General features: G+C 63.8%; 17 protein-coding genes. 6 read left to right on the top strand and 11 right to left on the bottom strand.

All coding sequences use genetic code 11. From position 1 onward, the window contains the following. Positions 1–96 precede the first annotated feature (96 nt). A complete protein-coding gene (locus SB822_RS03190; protein WP_090835858.1) occupies positions 97–2,433 on the bottom strand; it encodes a Tex family protein in 2,337 nt (778 codons plus the stop codon). A 162-nt stretch (positions 2,434–2,595) separates the two neighbouring features. Here SB822_RS03190 and SB822_RS03185 point away from each other — a divergent pair, with 162 nt between their 5' ends. From SB822_RS03185 to SB822_RS03175, 3 genes are all read left to right on the top strand, one after another. After that, complete coding sequence (locus tag SB822_RS03185; protein ID WP_244144568.1) at positions 2,596–3,588, top strand: colicin transporter; 993 nt, start codon at positions 2,596–2,598, stop codon at positions 3,586–3,588. 102 nt (positions 3,589–3,690) lie between these two features. Further along, positions 3,691–3,909: a DUF465 domain-containing protein gene (locus tag SB822_RS03180; protein ID WP_007580448.1), complete on the top strand. Its 219-nt coding sequence runs from the start codon at positions 3,691–3,693 to the stop codon at positions 3,907–3,909. A gap of 69 nt (positions 3,910–3,978) precedes the next feature. After that, positions 3,979–6,249 (top strand): ATP-dependent DNA helicase, encoded by a 2,271-nt coding sequence (locus SB822_RS03175; protein WP_090835857.1) that lies wholly within the window; start codon positions 3,979–3,981, stop codon positions 6,247–6,249. A gap of 260 nt (positions 6,250–6,509) precedes the next feature. Here SB822_RS03175 and SB822_RS03170 read toward each other — a convergent pair whose 3' ends face one another. Together SB822_RS03170 and SB822_RS03165 are read right to left on the bottom strand one after the other, a co-directional pair. Next, on the bottom strand, positions 6,510–6,785 hold the full coding sequence (locus SB822_RS03170; protein ID WP_079482153.1) for a hypothetical protein: 276 nt from the start codon (positions 6,783–6,785) through the stop codon (positions 6,510–6,512). A 231-nt stretch (positions 6,786–7,016) separates the two neighbouring features. Then, positions 7,017–8,264: a cupin domain-containing protein gene (locus tag SB822_RS03165; protein WP_090835856.1), complete on the bottom strand. Its 1,248-nt coding sequence runs from the start codon at positions 8,262–8,264 to the stop codon at positions 7,017–7,019. Positions 8,265–8,296: 32 nt separating this feature from the next. Here SB822_RS03165 and SB822_RS03160 point away from each other — a divergent pair, with 32 nt between their 5' ends. Beyond that, the gene (locus SB822_RS03160; protein ID WP_007580456.1) at positions 8,297–8,848 is read left to right on the top strand and encodes a peptidylprolyl isomerase; all 552 of its coding nucleotides are present in this window, start codon (positions 8,297–8,299) and stop codon (positions 8,846–8,848) included. 122 nt (positions 8,849–8,970) lie between these two features. Here the strand turns inward: SB822_RS03160 and SB822_RS03155 are convergent, their stop codons facing one another. The 4 genes from SB822_RS03155 to SB822_RS03140 all read right to left on the bottom strand — a co-directional run bounded on the left by SB822_RS03155 (position 8,971) and on the right by SB822_RS03140 (position 15,216). Beyond that, positions 8,971–10,200 carry a hypothetical protein gene (locus SB822_RS03155; RefSeq protein ID WP_090835855.1) on the bottom strand — a complete coding sequence of 410 codons (1,230 nt, stop codon included), beginning with the start codon at positions 10,198–10,200 and terminating at the stop codon, positions 8,971–8,973. Next, entirely contained in the window at positions 10,187–12,865 is a 2,679-nt protein-coding gene (mutS, locus tag SB822_RS03150; protein ID WP_090835854.1) for a DNA mismatch repair protein MutS, read from the bottom strand. Before mutS ends, SB822_RS03155 begins: the two co-directional genes overlap by 14 nt. Before the next feature lie 115 nt (positions 12,866–12,980). After that, positions 12,981–14,279, bottom strand: coding sequence for a lysophospholipid transporter LplT (gene lplT, locus SB822_RS03145; RefSeq protein ID WP_086910536.1), 1,299 nt, complete (start codon positions 14,277–14,279; stop codon positions 12,981–12,983). Positions 14,280–14,412: 133 nt separating this feature from the next. After that, entirely contained in the window at positions 14,413–15,216 is an 804-nt protein-coding gene (locus SB822_RS03140) for an inositol monophosphatase family protein (protein ID WP_007580463.1), read from the bottom strand. A gap of 365 nt (positions 15,217–15,581) precedes the next feature. On the opposite strand from SB822_RS03140, the gene SB822_RS03135 reads away from it, so the two are divergent. After that, complete coding sequence (locus tag SB822_RS03135; RefSeq protein ID WP_090835853.1) at positions 15,582–16,400, top strand: RNA methyltransferase; 819 nt, start codon at positions 15,582–15,584, stop codon at positions 16,398–16,400. A gap of 263 nt (positions 16,401–16,663) precedes the next feature. Next, complete coding sequence (gene cysE / locus SB822_RS03130) at positions 16,664–17,476, top strand: serine O-acetyltransferase (RefSeq protein ID WP_090835852.1); 813 nt, start codon at positions 16,664–16,666, stop codon at positions 17,474–17,476. A gap of 46 nt (positions 17,477–17,522) precedes the next feature. Here the strand turns inward: cysE and SB822_RS03125 are convergent, their stop codons facing one another. The 4 genes from SB822_RS03125 to SB822_RS03110 form a co-directional block, all read right to left on the bottom strand. Next, entirely contained in the window at positions 17,523–18,323 is an 801-nt protein-coding gene (locus SB822_RS03125) for a UDP-2,3-diacylglucosamine diphosphatase (RefSeq protein WP_007742041.1), read from the bottom strand. A gap of 65 nt (positions 18,324–18,388) precedes the next feature. After that, positions 18,389–18,883 (bottom strand): peptidylprolyl isomerase, encoded by a 495-nt coding sequence (locus tag SB822_RS03120; protein ID WP_007580469.1) that lies wholly within the window; start codon positions 18,881–18,883, stop codon positions 18,389–18,391. 245 nt (positions 18,884–19,128) lie between these two features. Beyond that, positions 19,129–19,710 (bottom strand): peptidylprolyl isomerase, encoded by a 582-nt coding sequence (locus SB822_RS03115; RefSeq protein ID WP_090835851.1) that lies wholly within the window; start codon positions 19,708–19,710, stop codon positions 19,129–19,131. Positions 19,711–19,792: 82 nt separating this feature from the next. Next, entirely contained in the window at positions 19,793–20,626 is an 834-nt protein-coding gene (locus tag SB822_RS03110) for a tetratricopeptide repeat protein (RefSeq protein ID WP_090835850.1), read from the bottom strand. Positions 20,627–20,803: the final 177 nt, after the last annotated feature.

The following is a 20,803-nucleotide window of genomic DNA, read 5'->3' as shown; positions in this document are numbered from 1 at the left end:
CACCGCGGCGGCAAACCGCACCCCCATCGCAGAGCAACAAACCACCCAACGCGCAACGCAAAAACGGGGCACACGGGGCAAAAGCCCCGCCCACACTTACCGTTTCAACTTGGCAAAAGCCGCCGCCATAGCATTAACCGGTTCCGGCCCACGCGCGCGTTGCTGCGAACGCCCCGCACCTGCCCCCGAGGCCGACCCGGACCCCGAACGCCCAGCCGAGCGCTCCTGCGGCGCACCCGCTGCAACATCATCATCCATCCGCATGGTCAACGAAATCCGCTGACGCTTGACGTCGACCTCAAGCACCTTCACCTTGACGATCTGCCCGGCCCTGACGACCTCATGCGGGTCCTTGATGAACTTCGTCGACATCGCCGACACATGCACGAGCCCATCCTGATGCACGCCGATATCGATAAACGCGCCAAACGCAGCCACGTTCGTCACGACACCTTCGAGCACCATGCCCGGCGACAGGTCAGAAATCTTCTCAACGCCTTCGCGGAAAGTCGCAGTCTTGAACTCAGGACGCGGATCACGCCCAGGCTTCTCAAGTTCAGAGAGAATATCCCGCACAGTCGGCAGACCGAAACGATCGTCGACGAACTCGGCAGGTGACAGCCGCGACAGCGCATCGCGATTACCGAGCACGTCGCCAATGTTCCTGCTGATCTTCGCAAGCATCCGTTCAACGACGGGATACGCTTCCGGGTGCACCGACGAGCGGTCGAGCGGATTCTCGCCGCCATTGATGCGCAAGAAGCCCGCAGCCTGCTCGAACGTCTTGTCGCCAAGACGCGGCACCTTGCGCAGATGGTCGCGCGTCGGGAACGGACCGTTCGCATCGCGATAATCAACGATATTGCGCGCAAGCGTCGCGTTCAGGCCGGACACGCGCGCCAGCAACGCAACGGAAGCCGTATTCGCATCCACGCCGACGGCATTCACGCAGTCTTCGACAACGGCATCGAGCGAACGCGCGAGATCGCGCTGGTTCACGTCATGCTGATACTGCCCGACCCCAATCGCCTTCGGCTCGATCTTCACGAGTTCGGCGAGCGGGTCCTGCAGGCGGCGCGCGATCGACACCGCGCCGCGCAGCGACACGTCCATATCCGGGAATTCCTTGGCCGCGAGTTCCGATGCCGAGTACACAGAAGCGCCCGCTTCCGACACGACGATCTTCTGCAACTTCAGTTCCGGATGACGCGACATCAGTTCACTAGCGAGCTTGTCCGTTTCGCGCGACGCCGTGCCGTTACCGATACTGACCAGTTCCGCCTGCGTTTGCGCGGCGATGCGTGCGAGCTTCGCGATCGAGCCGTCCCAGTCGCGGCGCGGTTCGTGAGGATAGATCTGATCCGTGGCGAGCACCTTGCCCGTACGGTCGACGACAGCCACCTTCACGCCCGTGCGCAGACCCGGATCGAGGCCGATCACAGCCTTCGGGCCCGCCGGCGCGGCCAGCAGCAGATCCTTCAGATTGCGCGCAAACACACGGATCGCTTCGTTTTCGGCTTCTTCGCGCAGATTCGTCAGCAGTTCGTTTTCGATGTGCGGCTGCACCTTCACGCGCCAGCACCAGCGGCATACATCGGAGAGCCACTTGTCCGCCGGCCGGCCCTGATTCGCGATGCCGAAGTGGCGCGCGATCATCGCTTCGCCCGGATGCGGCACCTGCGCGTCGAGTTCTTCGCCGAGTCCCAGCTTGATCATCAGCACGCCTGCATTGCGGCCGCGGAAGAGGGCGAGCGCGCGGTGCGACGGCACGGTGCGGATCGTTTCCGAATAGTCGTAGTAGTCGCGGAATTTCTCGCCTTCTTCGCCTTCCTTGCCTTCGACCACTGCCGACGCCAACACGCCCTGATTGAACAGATAGTCGCGCAGCTTGCCGAGCACTTCGGCCGTTTCGCCGAACTGCTCGGAGAGAATGTCGCGCGCGCCGTCGAGCGCGACCTTGACGTCCGCGACGCCTTTCTTGGCATCGACGTATTTCGCGGCTTCCGTCTGCGGATCGAGCAGCGGGTTCGCGAGCAGCGCGTCGGCGAGCGGCTGCAGGCCGGCTTCGCGGGCGATCTGCGCGCGCGTTCGGCGCTTCGGCTTGTACGGTAGATAGAGGTCTTCGAGGACCTGCTTGCTGTCGGCGCCTTCGATCGCGGCGCGCAGTTCGTCCGTGAGTTTGCCTTGCTCGTCGATGCTCGCGATGATCGAGGCGCGCCGGTCTTCCAGCTCGCGCAGATAGAGCAGGCGTTCTTCGAGCGTGCGCAGTTGCGTGTCGTCGAGATTGCCGGTGACTTCCTTCCGGTACCGGGCGATAAACGGAACAGTCGCTCCTTCATCGAGTAGTTGCACCGCGGCCGCGACCTGGCGCGGCTGGACGGTCAGTTCGGTGGCGATGCGCTGTACGATCTTGATTGCTACGGTGTCCGTCATAGGGTCTTGATGTTCCTGCCGGATTCGACTGTGGCCGTGCTGCGCGAAACACGCGGCGGCCGGGTTGCGGAAAAGTCGTCAAAGCTCGTGAAAGCTTGCTGAAGCGGGGCATTTTGCCATAAATGACCGAGCGCTCAAGCGCGGGGTGATAGAATTTCAGGCATGTTCCGCTGCCCATCTACGACGTTGCCGACCTCACGCCTCACGTCCGGAAATCTGCCCGGATCTTCACGCCGATCTCCGCTCGCATCGCCCGTCTTCAGCCCAGAGGCCGCGTCCGTTGCACTTTGGTGTGCCGGGTCCGTCCGCCGGTTCGCGCTCGCCGCGTCGCTGGCGTTCGTCGCGTGCGCGGCGCTTACGCCCGCGCTCGCCGATGCGCAGGAGAATGCCGTGGCGGCATCGTCGGCCGCGTCGGCTACGGCTTCGGGCGTGCCAGCCGCGAACGATTTCGACGCGCGTCAAAAGACGCTCGATACCCGCACGACGGAGAACAACTACCGTTACGGCGTCGCCCAGCACAACTGTTATAGCAAGTTTTTCGTCAATCATTGCCTGGACTCGGCCCGTGAAGACATGCGTGTCGTCGCCGCCGACATTCGCAAGGAGCAGCTCGCGCTCGACGACGAAAAGCGCGTCGAGCACGCGCGGCAACGCGACGAGCAGGCGGCCATCAAGCGCGCGCAGTACGAAGCAGACACGCCCGCGCGCACTGCACAGGACGAGCGCAATGCGCAGGCGTACGAAGACAAGCAGCGTCAGCATCAGTTGAGTCAGGCGCAGCGCAACGCAGAAGCGCCGCAGCGCGCCGCGAACGAGCAGGCTTTCCAGCAGAAGCAGCAACAGCACGCCATCGATCAGGCGCAGCGCGGCATTTCGCCTTCGCAAGCGGCCGCGAACCAGAAGGCCTACGATGCGAAGCAGGCCGACTTCCAGCGCAAGCTCGACGAGGCGCATCAGCAGGCCGCCCAGAAGGCTCAGGAGCGCGGCGAGAAGCAGCAGCGCTTCCAGCAGAAGCAGTCGGAAGCAGCGCAGCACAAGGCCGATGTCGAAGAGCGTCAGAAGCAGGCGGCCGAGAAGGCCAAACAGAAACAGGAAGAGCAGGCGAAACAGCAACAGCAGCTCGAGCAGCAACAGAAGCAGCAACAGCAGCAGTGAGCATCAGTCAGCAACAGCCGTAACGCGTTTCAGGCCGGACAGCAACCTCGAGCGGAGCGACCGCGCAGCGCGGCCTTCGCCCTTTCGAAAGAGGAGGCGAGCATGCGCGACCATCATCGCGTCGTCAATTCGGACACACTGCGCGACCGCATTCTGCAACTGGAATCGGAGCATAGTGGGCTTGATCGTTTGATCGACAAAATGTCCGAGGAACCCGGCATCGACGACCTCGAGATCCAGCGCCTGAAAAAGCGCAAGCTCAAGGTCAAGGACACCATCATCTTGCTGCAGTTGCAGCTTGAACCGGAAGCCCGCAACTGACGGAGCGGCCAGGCAGGCGCCGGCCCCGTTCAGCATGTGGCGCGCCGGACTTTGCAGGAATCGCTTGCCTTGAATTCATCGCTTCAATCTTCTTCCCGGACGGCGTCGGCGGGCGCTTCGGACGCCGCTGCGACGGGCGCCGACGAGCACGCGGCGAAGCCCGCATCGGGCGGCGGCGCGCTAGCCGCGTCGCTGAGTCACAAGCGATCATCCGAACTCGCCGACATCTTCGCCGCCGACGGGCTGCTCGCACGCCAGATCGACGGCTACCGGCCGCGCGCGTCGCAGATCGAAATGGCGCGTGCCGTGGCCGCCGCGATGGAAGCATCGGGCCGCGCGATGCCGGAGCCCGCGATGTTCGAGGCGCAGAAGCGTCCGGCGCGGCGCTTGCAGCAGTCGGCATCGGCAGCGCAGTCCGCACCTGAAGACGCAGCGGCCGCTGACGGCAATACCGAAGGCGGCGAGAACACGCTGATCGTCGAAGCAGGCACGGGCACGGGCAAGACCTACGCGTACCTCGTGCCGGCGATGCTGTGGGGCGGCAAGGTGGTCGTCTCGACGGGCACCAAGCACTTGCAGGACCAGCTCTTTCAGCGCGACATTCCGACCGTGCGCGACGCGCTCGCCGTGCCCGTGTCCGTCGCGATGCTCAAGGGCCGCGCGAACTATCTGTGCCACTACTATCTGCAACGCACGGCCGACAACGGCCGTCTGCCGTCGCGGCAGGAAACGTCGTATCTGCAGGACATCATCCGCTTCGCGAAGATCACACGCACGGGTGACAAGGCCGAGCTTGCAAGCGTGCCGGAGACGGCGGCCGTGTGGTCGATGGTGACGTCGACGCGCGATAACTGTCTTGGCCAGGAGTGCCCGCACTACAAGGACTGCTTCGTGATGCAGGCGCGCCGTGAGGCGCAGCAGGCCGATATCGTGGTCGTCAATCACCATCTGTTCTTCGCCGACATCATGCTGCGCGATACGGGCATGGCCGAACTGCTGCCGACGGCGAACACGGTGATCTTCGACGAAGCGCATCAACTGCCCGAAACCGCGACGCTGTTCTTCGGCGAAACGTTGTCCACCACGCAATTCCTCGAGCTCGCGCGCGACTCGGTCGCGGAAGGCCTCGGCCATGCGCGTGATGCCGTCGACTGGGTGAAGCTCGGCGCAGCGCTCGAACGCTCGGCGCGCGACGTGCGGCTCGCATTCAAGGAAGACTCGGTGCGGCTGTCGATTGGCCAGTTGCCCGACGATCATCCGTTGTTCCCCGCGCTCGAAGCCGTCGAGACGGAACTCGATGCGCTCGCAAGCGCGCTCGCTGGGCAGTCGGAGCGCGCCGAGTCGCTGGGTGCGCTGGTGCGCCGCGGACGAGAGTTGCAGGAGGTGCTGTCGGGCTGGACCACGCCGCCCACCGAGACCGAACGCGACGCCGCAACGGACGCCGCAAAAGCAGCAGAGAAAAGCGATCCGAACGAGAAGGTCCGCTGGATCGAAGTGTTCTCGCATACCGTGCAACTGCACGAGACGCCGCTATCCGTCGCGCCCATTTTCGCGAAGCAGCGCGCGGGCGTGCCGCGCGCGTGGGTGTTCACGTCGGCGACGTTGTCGGTGCGTGGCGACTTCGCGCACTATGCGGCGCAGATGGGTCTCAACTCGCGTCGCTCGATGACGCTGCCCAGCCCGTTCGACTACGGCACGCAGGGCCTGCTCTACGTGCCGCGTAATTTGCCGCAGCCCTCGTCGCCGACGTTCACCGATGCCGTATTCGATGCCGCGCTGCCGGCGATCGAAGCATCGGGCGGTGGTGTGTTCATGCTGTGCACGACGCTGCGCGCCGTCGATCGCATCGCGACGAAGCTGCGCGACGTGATCGAGTCGCGCGGCTGGAACATGCCATTACTCGTGCAGGGCGATGCGAGCCGTACTGAACTGCTCGACCGGTTCCGCTCCTATGGCAATGCGATTCTCGTCGGCAGCCAGAGCTTCTGGGAAGGCGTCGATGTGCGTGGCGATGCGCTGTCGCTCGTCGTCATCGACAAGCTGCCGTTTGCGCCGCCTGACGACCCCGTGCTGTCCGCGCGTCTCGATGCGCTGACGAAGAAGGGCTTGAGTCCATTTGCCGTGCATCAACTGCCGCAGGCAGTTATCACGCTCAAGCAGGGCGCAGGGCGTCTGATCCGCTCTGAGACCGATCGCGGCGTGCTGATGATCTGCGACACCCGGCTGGTCGACAAGCCGTATGGGCGCCGGATATGGCAGAGCCTGCCGCCATTCAAGCGCACGCGTGAAATCGACGTCGTGCGCGAGTTCTTCGAAGAGAAGGCGCAGGCTTCCGAATAAGCGCTCGTTACATCGAAAACACCATGCTGCCGATGCAGCGGGCAAATCATTTTGTTTTTAAGGCCGGACTGCGTGTTGTGGCTTAACGACATGAATTGACCAAAATGCATCGAATGCATGCAAGCGAAATAATCGCGATTAATAGCGGCGCATAAAGCAAAACGCCACGAGTTTGAACTCGTGGCGTTTTGTTTTTTGCCCGGAAAGCCCTCGGACTTCCCGTCGCAGTTTTCGCCCTGAGGCGAACCCTGTGCTACAGCTTACTGGCTTGCGCCCGAAGCCGGAGCAGCTGCCGACGCAGCAGCGTCCGAAGCAGCAGCGCCTGCATCCGAAGCAGCCGTCGTAGCCGAAGCAGCAGCGTCGCTCGCAGCAGCAGCAGCGCCCGAAGCGGCAGCAGCCGAATCCGAAGCAGCAGCAGCGGGTGCCGAAGCGGCAGCAGCATCGCTAGCCGGGGCAGCTGCCTGGTCGCTGCTCTTGTTGCATGCAGCCAGTGCCACAGCTGCCAACAGGGATGCTACGAGGAGGGATTTCTTCATGATCACGTCCTTTTATGGTTAAAGGTAAGCAACAGCGCAAAATAATACCGGTAATGTGCTCCAACACCGACCTGGGCCGCTGGTGGAGACCGCACTTCATGAGCGTGAATCTTCCCTACGGCTTGGGCGGAAATTATATGCACTTTCGTATCGACCGTCGACAAATCCGGGGCCAATACGTTGTCTTTCTCAGACAATTTTTCGCTATACGGTATGACAGCGGAGCGAATCTTATCTCAGATCACCCATCTGTATCCAGCCCGCACGATACCACTCGTGAAGTAGTGCTGTCACCGACGATTGCCCCGAGAGTGTTACAAAGCGTTTCGCACTCAGATAGCGGTTGTCGGCGAGTTCAATCACCGCGGTTTTCACGCCCGACAGCCTGCTTTCTTCTCCATTCAGGTAGTAAGCACGACTGTCGTAAAGCAGCACAGTCTTGCGATCCAGACGCACGCCTTCCTTGCTTGCGCGCTTGATGAAACGCGCTTCATCGAGCGGTCGCTCGGGTGGATCGAATACGACGCTCGGCTTCGGTTCGCTCAGATAGGTACCGAGGAATGACGAGACGTCCTTCTCGTTCCAGTCGATCTTAGCAAGGATCGCACCCACCCGGTCGACAAGCGCAGCGGGCAGTGCCGCTGGCTTCGCGACGGCCGGTTGCTGCGGGTCGCGATAGAGCGCGGCGCCGTCCGGCGAGTTGGCCGCTTCGCCGCGCTCCGCAAGGTAATACAGGAACTGCGCGGCGAGTTCGGACGTCGACGGCGCGCGAAAACCGATCGAGCACGTCATGCATTCGCCTTCCGCCACGCCGTCGTGGGCGATGTGCGGCGGCAGATAAAGCATGTCGCCGGGCTCCAATACCCATTCCTCTTCCGGCTCGAAGTTTTGTAGAACTTTCAAGGGCAGGCCGGGCTGCAACGACAGATCGCGTTGCGCGCCGATGCGCCAGCGGCGCTTGCCGTGAACCTGCAACAGGAAGACATCGTAAGAGTCGAAATGAGGACCGACGCCGCCGCCGTCCGTCGCGTACGAGATCATCAGGTCGTCGAGACGCGCGTCGGGCACGAAGCGAAAACGGTCAAGTAATGCGCGCGCTCGGTCGTTATGCAGATCGGCGCCTTGCACGAGCAACGTCCACGCACGCTGTTTGACGGAAGGCAATTCGTCTGCAGCAAACGGACCATGTTCGAGCTGCCATTTGTTGCGAAAGTGCGTGATGAGGCGTGACTCGACTTCATCCTGATCGGCCAGTTCGAACAGTTCGTCGCGCGAGAGCGGCGCGGCGATATCCGGTATGGCCTGACGGATCAGCAAAGGCTTCTTTTGCCAGTAGCGCCGCATGAATTGCGACGGCGTCAGATTGCCCAGCAACGACGCAGGCCGATCGGGCGCAGGCGCGGAAGAAGCGGAGGCGGGAGTCGGAGTGGAACGCGCTGAAGCTTTGCCAGCGGGGTAGTCAGGGGGCCGCACGGGCATCGTATAATGTGAGTCGTAATCTGGAGAATCGAATGAAAATCGCAAAGAACACCGTCGTATCGGTCACTTACAAACTGTCGGATGCGCAAGACAATCTGATTGAGGAAAGCGACGAGCCGATGGTTTATCTGCACGGCGGCTATGATGGCACGTTCCCCAAGATCGAGGAAGAGCTTGACGGCCATGAGCCCGGCTTCGAAACCCAGATCCAGCTGGAACCGGGCGACGCGTTCGGCGAATACGATCCTGACCTCGTGAAGATCGAGCCGCGCAGCCGTTTCCCTGAGCCGCTCGAAGTCGGCATGCAGTTCGAAGGCACGCCGGAAGAGGGCGATGAAGATCTGGACTCGTTGATCTATACCGTCACCGATGTCGCCGAAGACAAGGTCGTGCTCGACGGCAATCACCCGCTCGCAGGCATGGCGCTGCGTTTCAGCCTGACTGTGAAGGACGTGCGCGAAGCGACGGAAGACGAAATCCAGCACGAGCATGCACACGGCGCGAGCGGACTCGAAATCGCCGACGAAGATGATGATGAGGACGATGCCGACGACGCCGAACCGTCACGGCCGACGCTGCACTGAATTTGCAGGGTGGACGCTTGGGTACCGGATAGAGGGCCGACGACGGAGCAGTTCCCGAAGCGGGCGCGTAAGCGCCCGTTGTCGCATCTGGGGCGCGTAGCGCGGTATGTGATGCCGTTGCTCTAATCCGGCGACGGCGTGCGCGACGGTTCAGGCAGGATCGGCGGCAGCTCGGAAGCGGGCGCGGAGTCCGGCACGGCGGGCATCGACGGCGGCATCGGCGGCGTGGCGTTATCGTTGTGCGACGGCATGGTGGGCGCGGCCGGCAGCGGCAGATTCTTCGGCACATCGCGTATAGTCACGCGAAACGGCGGCCGCTTCTGCAGATCGACATCGACCTGTATCCACTGGTTCTGAGGGCTACGCGGCGCGAATGCAATGCGCGTCAGATTCGTCACCAGATCGCCCTTATCGTTGCGCAGCGGCTGGTCGATCATAAAGCCGGTATGCGATCTGTCGTCGTCCTGATGAATCACGACGACTGGTCCGCGAAACGTCTCGGCCAGCTTCACCAGACTGCGCTTGAATTCCATGAAACCATCGCGCTTCGAGCGATGCCCGAAGCGCAGCCACGCGAAGCGCTCGGGGCGCTCGTAACGTTCGGGATCGAAGTCGCCCTGAACCAGCACGACGATCGCGCGTGCGCCGCGGCGCTTCGCATACTCGGCGGCGTGATCGAGCCAGAATGCATTCGCGATCACGCGGTCTTCGAACTCGCCATTGCGGCCGCCCGCATACAGAAAATGATTGTTCGGGCCCGGCACGTTGAGGCCGACGAACACGGTATCGCCGACCAGCCAGCGCACATTCTCGCGATAAGGCCGGAACCGCGACACTTCGCTTTCGCGTGCGAGCGGAATCGGATTCTGTCCCATCGACGACGCATCGGCGAACAGCGTCTGCCGCAGCAGATCGAGCCGCTCGACGGGATCGTAGCTGCCGGCCTCAGCCGTGCCGCAATCGGTCCAGTCGTGCTGGCCGGGAATGAAGACGAGCGCGGGCTTCGACGTTTCGAGCAGCGTATGGCGCGTCTCGAACAGCGAATCGCGGCAGGCTTCCTTGCTGCTTTTCAGATTGCCATCGTAGACGATGAACGAGACGTCCGGATCGCGTCCGATTGCGTCGAGCAGTCGCTGCGTGAGCGCTTCGTCGGCGGAACTTTGCAGCGTGCCGCCGATGACCGCGAACGCGTACTGCGGCGCCGGTTCCTTTGCGAACGACTCAGGGCCCAGCGCCGCCAGCGACAGCGCGCTCACGTACGCGAGCGTCAGCGCGAGCGCTCGCGCTGCGCCGCGCGAGCGGCGGCGAAGGCGGGGCGGCGCGCGGCGATTGCCGGCGTCAGTGTCGCGCATCTGGCGACTTGGCCAGTTCATGCAGTTCGAACAGCAGGTCGAGCGCGTCGCGCGGACGTAGATCGTTCGGGTCGATCTCGCGCAAGCGTTCGACGAGCGCCTGCGTGGCGGGATCGACTGCCGGCGCGGGCGGCTCGTCGTCGGCGTCTTCGAGCATCGCAACGGGCGTCGCGAACAGGTCGAGTTGCGGCGCGGGTTGCGCGGCCGACTGCTGCTCCAGATAAGCGAGATGCTTGCGCGCGGCACGAATCACCGCGTTCGGCACGCCCGCCAGTTGCGCGACCTGCAGGCCGTAGCTCTGGTTCGCGGGGCCATCGTTGACGGCATGCAGGAACACGATGCCGTGCCCATGCTCGACTGCCGACAGATGCACGTTCGCCGCATGCGGAAACTCGGCGGGCAGTTGCGTCAGTTCGAAATAATGCGTCGCGAACAACGTATGGCAGTTGTTGTGCGCCAGCAGATGCCGCGCGATGGCCCAAGCGAGCGCGAGGCCGTCGAATGTCGACGTGCCGCGCCCAATTTCGTCCATCAACACGAGGCTTTGCGGCGTCGCATCGTTCAGGATCGCGGCGGCTTCCGTCATTTCGACCATGAAGGTCGAGCGGCCGCCCGCCAGATCGTCGGCGGCGCCGATCCGCGTGAAAATACGATCGATCGGGCCGAACGACGCGCGCCGCGCGGGCACATAGCTGCCTACATACGCCATCAACGCGATCAGCGCGGTCTGACGCATGAACGTCGATTTACCGCCCATGTTCGGGCCGGTGATCAGCAGCAGCTTGCGTTCGGGATTGAGCACGCAGTCGTTGGCGATGAACTGCTCGACCTGCGCTTCGACCACGGGGTGCCGGCCCTGTTCGATATCGATGCCGCCCGTCGGCGTGAAGCCAGGGGCAACCCAGTCGAGCGCGCGGGCGCGCTCGGCAAACGCGGCGAGCAGATCGAGTTCGGCGAGCGCCAACGCAACGCGCTGGCAATCGGCGATGAACGGCAGCAGCGATTGCAACAGCGCGTCATACAGCGCTTTCTCTCGCGCGAGCGCGCGTTCCTGCGCGGACAGCGCCTTGTCCTCGAACGTTTTCAGCTCAGGCGTGATGTAGCGCTCGGCGTTCTTCAGCGTCTGACGGCGGCGATAATCGTCGGGCACCTTGTCAGTCTGGCCGCGCGTCACTTCGATATAGAAGCCGTGCACCTTGTTGTATTCGACGCGCAGATTGCCGATGCCCGTGCGCGCACGTTCACGCGTTTCGAGATCGATCAGGAACTGTCCACAGTTCTCCGAAATATCTCGTAGTTCATCGAGTTCCGCATCGTACCCGCGTGCGATCACGCCGCCGTCGCGCACCATCGCAGCGGGTTCCTGCGCGACTGCGCGCTTCAGCAGATCGACGCAGTCAGCGGGCGGCACCAGCGCCGTATCGATGCGCGCGAGCGAATCGGCAGCGGCCGTCACGGCGGCGAGTTGCGCGCGCAGTTCGGGCAGCGCAATGAACGTGTCGCGCAAGCTCGACAGATCGCGCGGGCGCGCCGACAGCAACGCGAGCCGCCCAGTGATCCGCTCGATATCCGAGATCTGCCGCAGCGCGCTGCGCAGCCCGTCGAGGCTTGCTTGCGGCGGCGCGTCGAGCAGTGCGCCGATCGCCTGCTGGCGCGCCTGCGCGAACGACGCGTCGCGCGGCGGATGATGCAGCCAGTGACGCAGCAGACGGCTGCCCATTGTCGTGCAGCAGGTATCGAGCAGCGAGCAGAGCGTGGGCGAGTCCGTGCCGCGCAGTGTTTCCGTCAGTTCAAGATTGCGGCGCGTGGACGGATCGAGGCCGATGTACTCCGATTCATACTCGACCTTCAGGCTGCGCACATGGCGCAACTGCTGGCCTTGGGTCGCCGCCGCGTACAGCAGCAGCGCGCCCGCCGCGCCGCATGCGCTCGAAAGCGAATGCGCGCCGAAGCCATCGAGGCCCGCCACTTCCAGTTGATCGCACAGCCGCTGCGTACCCGAGGCGACGTCGAAGTGCCAGACGGGCACGCGCGTCGTCGCGCCGAAGCCGGTGGGCACTGTCCACGCGTTCGAATCGTTCGACGACGGCGCGTCGGCAACGAGGATTTCAGCAGGGCGGATGCGCTCGAGGGCGGCCGCGACCTGATCGGGCGCGACTTCTGCGAGGCGCAGCGCGCCGCTCGCCAGATTCAGCCATGCGAGGCCGATCGTGGTCACGACGCCGCGCCGGTTGTGCCCGGCGCACACGGCGAGCAGATACGTGTCGTTCTTGTCGGACAGCAGCGCGGCGTCCGTCAGCGTGCCGGGCGTGACCACGCGCACGACCTTGCGTTCGACAGGCCCCTTCGATGTCGCGGGATCGCCAATCTGCTCGCAGATCGCAACCGACTCGCCGAGCTTGACCAGCTTCGCCAGATACTGTTCGACGGCGTGATGCGGCACGCCCGCCATCTTGATCGGATTGCCGCCCGACGCGCCGCGCTGCGTAAGCGTCAGATCGAGCAGGCGCGAGGCCTTTTCGGCGTCGTCGAAGAACAGTTCATAGAAATCGCCCATCCGGTAGAACACGAGCGTGCCCGGATGCTCCCCTTTAATGCGCAGATACTGCTGCATCATGGGGGTGTGTTGCGCGTTGTCGCTTGCGGCTGCGGTTTGAGTGCCCATCCTCGTGTCTTTCTTGCGTGACTGTTCAGGGCGTGAGTTTAACCCGCCGACGCGTCGAGCGAACCTGGCCGGATGGCCAGGTTGCTGTCGCCGTACAGACACACGTACGCTTTGCTCATTCCTCGATCAGCGCGCGCATGTCGACCTTGTGCGCGTTCGCGGCGCTGCGCCGCTGCGCAAGCCACATCATGCCCGTGATGAATACGCCAAACACGGCGATGATCCACTGCACGGGCATCTTCGCCGTCAGCAGGATCGCGTACGCGCCGAGCATCAGCAGCACGGCGAGATTCTGGTTGAAGTTCTGCACGGCGATCGAGTGGCCCGCCGTCAGCAGCGTCGCGCCGCGGTGCTGGAGAATTGCGTTCATCGGCACGATGAAGAAGCCCGACAGCGCGCCGAGCAGCACCATCAACGGATACGCGAAGATGATGTAGGCGGGCGCAAACAGCTCGCCGACGCGCAGGCCCGCACCGGGCGGAAACAGGTTCTTGTTGTAGAACGCCATCGCGACAGCCACGGCGCCCGTGATCAGGCCGACGGGCAGCACCTTGAGTGACGCGCGCAACGGAATCCAGGCGGCGGCAGCCGCTGCACCGATTGCGATGCCAAGGCCGGCCACGCCCTGCATGACGGCCGCTTTCGACAGCGACAGCCCGAGATTCGCGTCGGCCCATTTGAGTACGAGCAGTTGCAGCGTGACCGCGCCGCCCCACATCAGCGTCGTGACCCACAGCGCGATCTGTGCGAGACGGTCGGCCCACAGCACGTTGAAGCAACGCACGAACTCGCCGACCAGTTCGCCCGGCTCGGCCAACCGGTTCGGATAGCGCGCGCCCGTATCGGGAATGCCGACGTTGAGCGCGGCCGCGATCGCGTAGGTGATCATCACGGCGAGCATCGCGAGGTCGGCGGCGGAATGGATCAGCGGCCAATGCATGTGCTGCACGAAGTGCGACGCGTAGGTGCTGATCAGCGCGCCGCCCAGCATCGTGCCGACGATGGTCGACAGCACGGTCGCCGATTCGAGCCACGCGTTCGCGGCGACGAGCCGGTCGGCGGGCAGCAGCTCGGTGAGAATGCCGTACTTCGCGGGCGAGTACGCGGCCGCGCCGAAGCCGACCACGCCGTAAGCGATCATCGGATGCACGCCGCCGATCATCAGCAGGCAGCCGCACGCTTTTAGCGCGTTCGAGATGAACATCACGTGGCGCTTTTGCAGCGCGTCGGCGAATGCGCCGACGAACGGCGCGAGCAGCACATACGAAATCGTGAAGAAGATCTGCAGCAACGGCGTGATCCACGCAGGCGAGCGGATCTCGGTGAGCTGCGCAATGGCCGCGATCAGCAGCGCGTTATCGGCGAGCGACGACACGAACTGTGCCGCAATGATCGTGTAGAAACCTTTCTTCATGGTCCCGATTGAAACACAGCGCCCGCAATTTTGCCTTTGATGCACGTGTCCCGTTGATGTGTGCGACGTATCGCGAGTCACGAGCCCCAAAAGAAAAAAGCGGCCGAGGCCGCTTTCAACTGCACGCAGCGTCTTAAGCTGCCTGCTCCTTCGTCTTGGTGTAACGCGACAGAATCGGAATCATCTGCGCATACACCTTCGGGTTGCCCGCGACGATCTCATGCAAGTGCAGGAAGTCCGAGTCGCCCGTGTAATTACCGACCAGGCCGCCCGCTTCCGTGACGAGCAGGCTGCCTGCCGCCATGTCCCACGCGCTGATGCCTTGCTCGAAGAAGCCGTCGAGGCGGCCCGCCGCGACGTTCGCCAGATCGAGCGCCGCCGCGCCCGGACGGCGCAGGCCCGCGCAGGCCTTCGTCATGTCGGCGAAGAGGTGCGTGTACGCTTCGAGCGTGTCCTTTTCGCGGAACGGGAAGCCCGTGCCGATCAGGCTGTCGGCGAGCCGGTCGCGGCGGCCGACGCGGATGCGCCGGTCGTTCAGGTACGCGCCGCGGCCGCGCGAGGCCGTGAACAGGTCGTTGCGCGTCGGGTCATAGACGACCGCCTGCGTGACGGTGCCCTTGTGCGCGAGCGCGATCGACACGCAGTAATACTGGAAGCCGTGGATGAAGTTCGTGGTGCCGTCGAGGGGATCGATGATCCACTGGAATTCGGACTCGTTGCCCGATTCGCCGGACTCTTCGGCGAGGATTGCGTGATCGGGGTAGGCGGTGGTCAGCGTTTCGATGATGGCCGCTTCGGACGCCTTGTCGACCTCCGTGACGAAATCGTTGTGCTGCTTCTTGCTGACCTGCACGAGGTCGAGATCGAGCGACGCGCGGTTGATGATCTGCCCGGCGCGGCGAGCGGCCTTGACAGCGATATTGAGCATGGGATGCATGAGTCTGGATCCTTGTGCCGGACGCGCACGGCGGCGGCCCGGTGTTGAGCTGAAAATAAGCTGTTAATCATGCGAAACGGGCGCCCGACACGACTGAGTCGAAATCTGGCAGCACATTCCGTCGACGGAGACGAATTGAAGAAGAGCGATGCGCGGTGCCCGATGTTCCCCGTGAGAGGCAATGTGGCACGGCGCGAATATCGGGATTTTACCTGAGTCTCGTCGTTTCGAGGCGGTTCGGGCCGACCCGCGAGCAGGCAAACAGGCCTATGACGTTCGCCTGGTGCGGTATTGGCCGATCGGCAGATGGAAAGAGGTGGCGGGTTGGGGCTACCATTACTATTTCTTTGTCTCCAAAGCTCATCGTGGTTCAAACGCCTGCTTCGCCTTCCTCCAGCAACGCTTCCGACAACTCCTGCATCGGCGGCGGTTTCACGTCGACGCGTTTCGTGCTCGTCGAGCCGAGTCATCCCGGCAACGTCGGCGCGGCGGCGCGCGCGTTGAAAACCATGGGCTTTTCCCGGCTCGTGCTCGTGTCGCCGCGCGTGGCGGACGTGAAAAACGACCCGGAGGCGATCGCAATGGCTAGCGGCGCGGACGACGTGCTCGCGTCCGCCCATGTCGTGCCGACGCTCGCCGACGCGCTGTCGGGCGCGCACTGGTCGTTAGCGCTGACGGCACGTGCGCGCGAGTACGGGCCGCCGCAGCTCGCGCCGCGCGCGGCCGCGATGCAGGCGCGCGAGCATGCCGCGCATGGCGATATCGCGCTCGTGTTCGGCAACGAACGCACGGGGCTGTCTAACGAGGACGTCGAGCGTTGCAGCGCGCTCGCCCATATTCCGGCCAATCCCGCGTACAGCTCGCTGAATCTGTCGCAGGCGATTCAGGTTCTGTCGTACGAGTTACGCATGGCCTATCTGGTCGACAGCGACGGGTCGGAGTCGGTGGCGGGCGGCGCGGGTTCGCTCGCCGCGAGCGATGAAATCGAGCGCATGTATGTTCACCTGGAAAACGCGCTGATCGCGCTCGACTTTCTCGATCCCGGCAACCCGAAAAAGCTGATGTCGCGCTTGCGGCGGCTCTTCGCGCGCTCGGGTCTGGAGCGTGAAGAGGTCAACATCGTGCGCGGAATCGCGAAGCATATTCTGCTGCACGCGAAAGGGCGCGACGGCCACGAGCGTTGAGCGGCGCGCGTATCTCACGTCAGGCGCAGCCGCGTGCGTTGCGGCTGTCGCGGTCCACGAAAGCTCAAACCTTGTCGTCCGCGTGGGCTTCCGGCAGGTTTCGCGCATTCGCCCTACAATGGCCCGAAACGTCATAAGCAAAGCTCGCCGGCTGGAATGCACATTACTGCGGACGCAATAGCGGACGCAAAAGCGCAGGCACCGGCGGCCCGCTCCCCGCGCAATGCGCGGCGGCGATCAATCCCTACGACAGCCTCACTGCCATGTTCACGAGACTCCGCGAAGACATCGCCACGATCCGCGAGCGCGATCCCGCCGCCCGCAGCGGCTGGGAAGTCCTCACGTGTTACCCGGGCTTGCACGCGCTGATATTCCACCGCTTCGCACATGGCTGCTGGCGTGCGAACCGTCGCTGGCTCGCGCGTTTCCTGTCGCAGTTCGGCCGCTTCATGACAGGTATCGAGATCCACCCGGGCGCGACGATCGGGCGGCGTGTATTCATCGATCACGGCATGGGCGTCGTGATCGGCGAGACGGCTGAAATCGGCGACGACTGCACGATCTACCAGGGCGTCACGCTCGGCGGCACGTCGCTCACGCGCGGCGCGAAACGCCATCCAACACTGGAGCGCGGCGTGATCGTCGGCGCGGGCGCGAAGGTGCTCGGCGGCTTCACGATCGGCGCCGACGCGAAGATCGGCTCGAACGCCGTCGTCGTGAAGCCGGTGCCGGCGGGCGGCACGGCCGTCGGCAATCCGGCGCGCGTGATCATGCCGGCGACGGGATCGGTGACAGCGGCTCCCGCATCCGCGGGCGCCGATGGCAGGGCGACGACGGCTCGCCCAGGCTTCTGCGCGTACGGCATCACGCCGAATGCGGACGATCCCGTCTCGCTTGCCATTCATGGGCTGGTGAATCACGCGTCGACGCAATCGCAGCGCATCGACGAAGTCGTCGCAGCGCTCGAACGGCTCGGCGCGAGTCTCGAGGCGCTGCATGGCGCGGACGCGGCGTTGCTGGATCTGCGCCGTCTGTCGGCGGCGATCGACGGGAAGGTCGAGGTGGCGGCGCGCTGAGCGGCGCCAAACTGAAGCGCGCGCGAGGGGAAAAGGGTGAAAACGACTACTTGTCCAGCCGCAGCGCCTTGATCCCTTCGGAGTCGATGCGTACATAACCGCCGCGGCGCTCGCCGTGGTCGAGGTCCCAATCGGGCAGCACCCAGCGCATGCCGCCTTTCTCATGATGCAGCGCTGGCCTGTGGGTATGGCCGTGAATAATGGTGGCTGTCTTCGTCTTCTTGAAGAGCGCGGCGATGCCTTCCGACGTCACGTCGTAACGCGGCGACACAGGGCGCTGGCGTCCCGCTTCGCTCGATGCGCGCATTTTTTCCGCCAACGCTTTACGCCAGCGATACGGCCACACCAGAAACAGCCACTGCGCGAAATGGTTGCGCGCGAAGCCACGAAAGCGCTGATATTTGCGGTCCGACGTGCATTGCGCGTCGCCGTGCGTGAGCGCGATTTTTGACCCGAACGCGGTGATGACGAACGGATCGGGCAGCCAGATCGCGCCCGCCGCTTTCATGAAGCGCTTGCCCAGCAGGAAGTCGCGGTTGCCGTGCATGATGTAGAGCGCGATGCCGCGCTCCGAGAGCGTGTGCATCAGCGCGGCCATGCGGGCGGGGAAGGGCTCGGCGAGCATGTCGTCGCCGATCCAGTATTCGAACAGGTCGCCCAGAATAAAAACGGAATCCGCATGCTCGGCCGTCACGCGGATGAAATGCTCGAACGCGGCGACCGTCTGTGGGATCGCCTCGCTCAGATGCAGGTCAGCGATAAAGAAAAACGGGCGCGCCGCGTGCGGGCGTTTGCCCTCGCCAGGCACGCCCGCAGCGACGCTTCGCAGCGGCGTCTCTTGCAGCATGGAAGTGTGCTTCTCTAGTTGCTCAGCGATTCTTAAAGAATAGGCTGTTCGTTTGAGTAATTCTCTTACTCGACGACGACGGCCTTTTCAATGATCACGTCGTCGACGGGCACGTCCTGGTGGAAGCCCTTCGAGCCCGTCTTCACCTTGCGGATCGCATCGACGACTTCGAGGCCTTCGACGACCTTGCCGAACACCGCGTAGCCCCAGCCTTGCGGCGTCGGCGATGAGTGGTTCAGGAAGTCGTTGTCGTTCACGTTGATGAAGAACTGGGCGGTCGCCGAGTGCGGATCGTTCGTGCGCGCCATCGCGACTGAACCCTTCACGTTCTTCAGACCGTTGTTCGCTTCGTTAGCGATCGGCGTGCTGGTCGGCTTCTGCGTCATGCCCGGCTCGAAACCGCCGCCCTGGATCATGAAGCCGTCGATCACGCGGTGGAACACCGTGTTGTCGTAGTGGCCGGCTTTCACGTAGGCGAGGAAGTTTTCAACCGACTTCGGCGCCTTCTCGGTGTCCAGTTCCAGCTTGATGACGCCGTGGTTCGTGTGCAGTTCAACCATGATGATTTCCTTTGGGTCTAGGTGAGTGGAGGGCGTGGCGCATCGCCGTCTGAGCGGCCATTGGCCTGCGCCCGTGGCATGGTTAGTTCCGGTGCAGCGCGGCCCCGTGCAGTGCATCGAGTTGCCGGCGGCTCGCGCGTCACCCTGTTTGCAAATGCGTCGTCTGCTCGTTTGCTATCGAGCGCCTTCTCGCGGCCTGCACGGCCGCTTCATTGCCAATCCAAGTTCGGCTTGGTTGCCGACAATTACTTGCCGACAATTGTCGCCGACTGGAGCACGATCTGCTTTTGCGGCACATCGCTCATCGGGCCGCGCGACGTGGTCGGCGTGCCCTCGATCTTCTTCACGACGTCCATACCCGACGTGACCTTGCCAAACACCGTGTAGCCGTTGCCGTCCGGATTCGGATAGTCGAGGCCGGCATTGTCGACCGTGTTGATGAAGAATTGTGCCGTAGCCGAGTTCGGGTCGCTCGTGCGCGCCATCGCGATCGTGCCCGTCATGTTCTTCAGGCCGTTGCGGCTTTCGAGCTGAATCGGCGCGCGCGTCGGTTTTTCCGCGTAGCTCGTCGTGTAGCCGCCGCCCTGGACCATGAAGCCGGGAATCACGCGATGGAAGATCGTCCCGTTATATTGACCGGATTTCACGTAGTCGAGGAAATTGGCAACCGTCTTCGGCGCTTTCTCAGGATACAACTCGACGCGGATATCGCCTTCCGACGTCTTCAAGAGAACGGACGGATGCGCAGCCTGTGATCCGTTTTGCGCAAAAGCCGGTGCGTTCGCGATCAGGGCGGCGCTGCCGAGCGCCAACATCAACCATTTCATGTAAATCCTCGGGGTGAAAACAGGGTGAACTCAGATGAAAAACGTCGGCAGGCGCGCTGCCCGAAAGCGTGCGCGCCAGCGCTCACTGCGATGGTGCAACGTACGGCGGCGTCGCGAGCGAACCGTTTGGGCCGCCGAACGTGAAGCTCGGCGTCTCGGTAATGTTCTGCATGGCGCGATTCGTGTAGTCGGTATCAGCCGGCTGGCCGGTCTTCTTCACGGGCGTCTTGCGCGGCGTGACGATTTTCTCGATGTCGGCGATACGCTGGGTCGTCGTGCCGTTGCCGGCGCCCAGACTTTGTGCGCGGCGATACGCCTGATCCGCCATGCGCAGGTACAGGTCGCCGAGATTCTCATACGCGAGGCCGTAGCCGGGGCTCGCCTTGACGGCCGTTTCCAGCGCGGCGCGCGCTTCCGTATAGCGGCCCTGCTTCGCGTAGAGCGCAGCGAGGTTGTTGTACGGTTCGGGCAGTTCGGGGAACGTCTCGGTGAGTTCGGTGAATGCGGCGATCGCTTCGTCGTCGCGGTTCAGGCGCGCAAGCACGGTGGCGCGCTTGAATTTGGCCTGTGCGTCGCGCGGATTCGCGGCGATGCGCGCATCGAGCTGCGAGAGCGCGGCCGTCCAGTTCTTCTGCTGGATCGACGCATCGGCGTCGGGTGTCGCGTCACGCACGGCCGGACCGTGGGCGACGGTCGGCGTTTTCTGCGCGAAGGCGGGCGCGGCGGGCAGGACCATGAGGGCGAGGCCGCAGCAGGTCGCGCCCGCTGCCGTGCTCAGGGCCGCGAGCAAACCTGGACGGCTACCCGGACGGGAACCCGTACGGGACGACGCGCCGGAAATCGGGCGAAGCGTCGAGCGGAGCGCCGTCGCGAAGAGGGTCGTGGCGCCTCGCGCGCGGCCGCTGGAGTGTTTCATAGGCTCAGGTCGGGATGTTATACTCCGACCCATTCTAACAAAAGGTCTGCGCGTTCCGTCGAACCACAGACTGTCTTTTCGCCACTCGTGGTCGTCTCCGCCTTGACGTCAGCCTGATCCCGCGCCGTTGCGCGACAGGCTGTCAGTCATGCCGCACCGCCCGTGTTCGTGCATGCA

Origin of the sequence: Paraburkholderia sp. SIMBA_054 (genome assembly GCF_046534875.1) — a bacterium.
GTDB classification, from domain to species: Bacteria; Pseudomonadota; Gammaproteobacteria; order Burkholderiales; family Burkholderiaceae; genus Paraburkholderia; species Paraburkholderia hospita.
The sequence above is the reverse complement of the archived record's forward strand: the minus strand, read 5'-3'. Positions and strand labels throughout refer to the sequence as shown.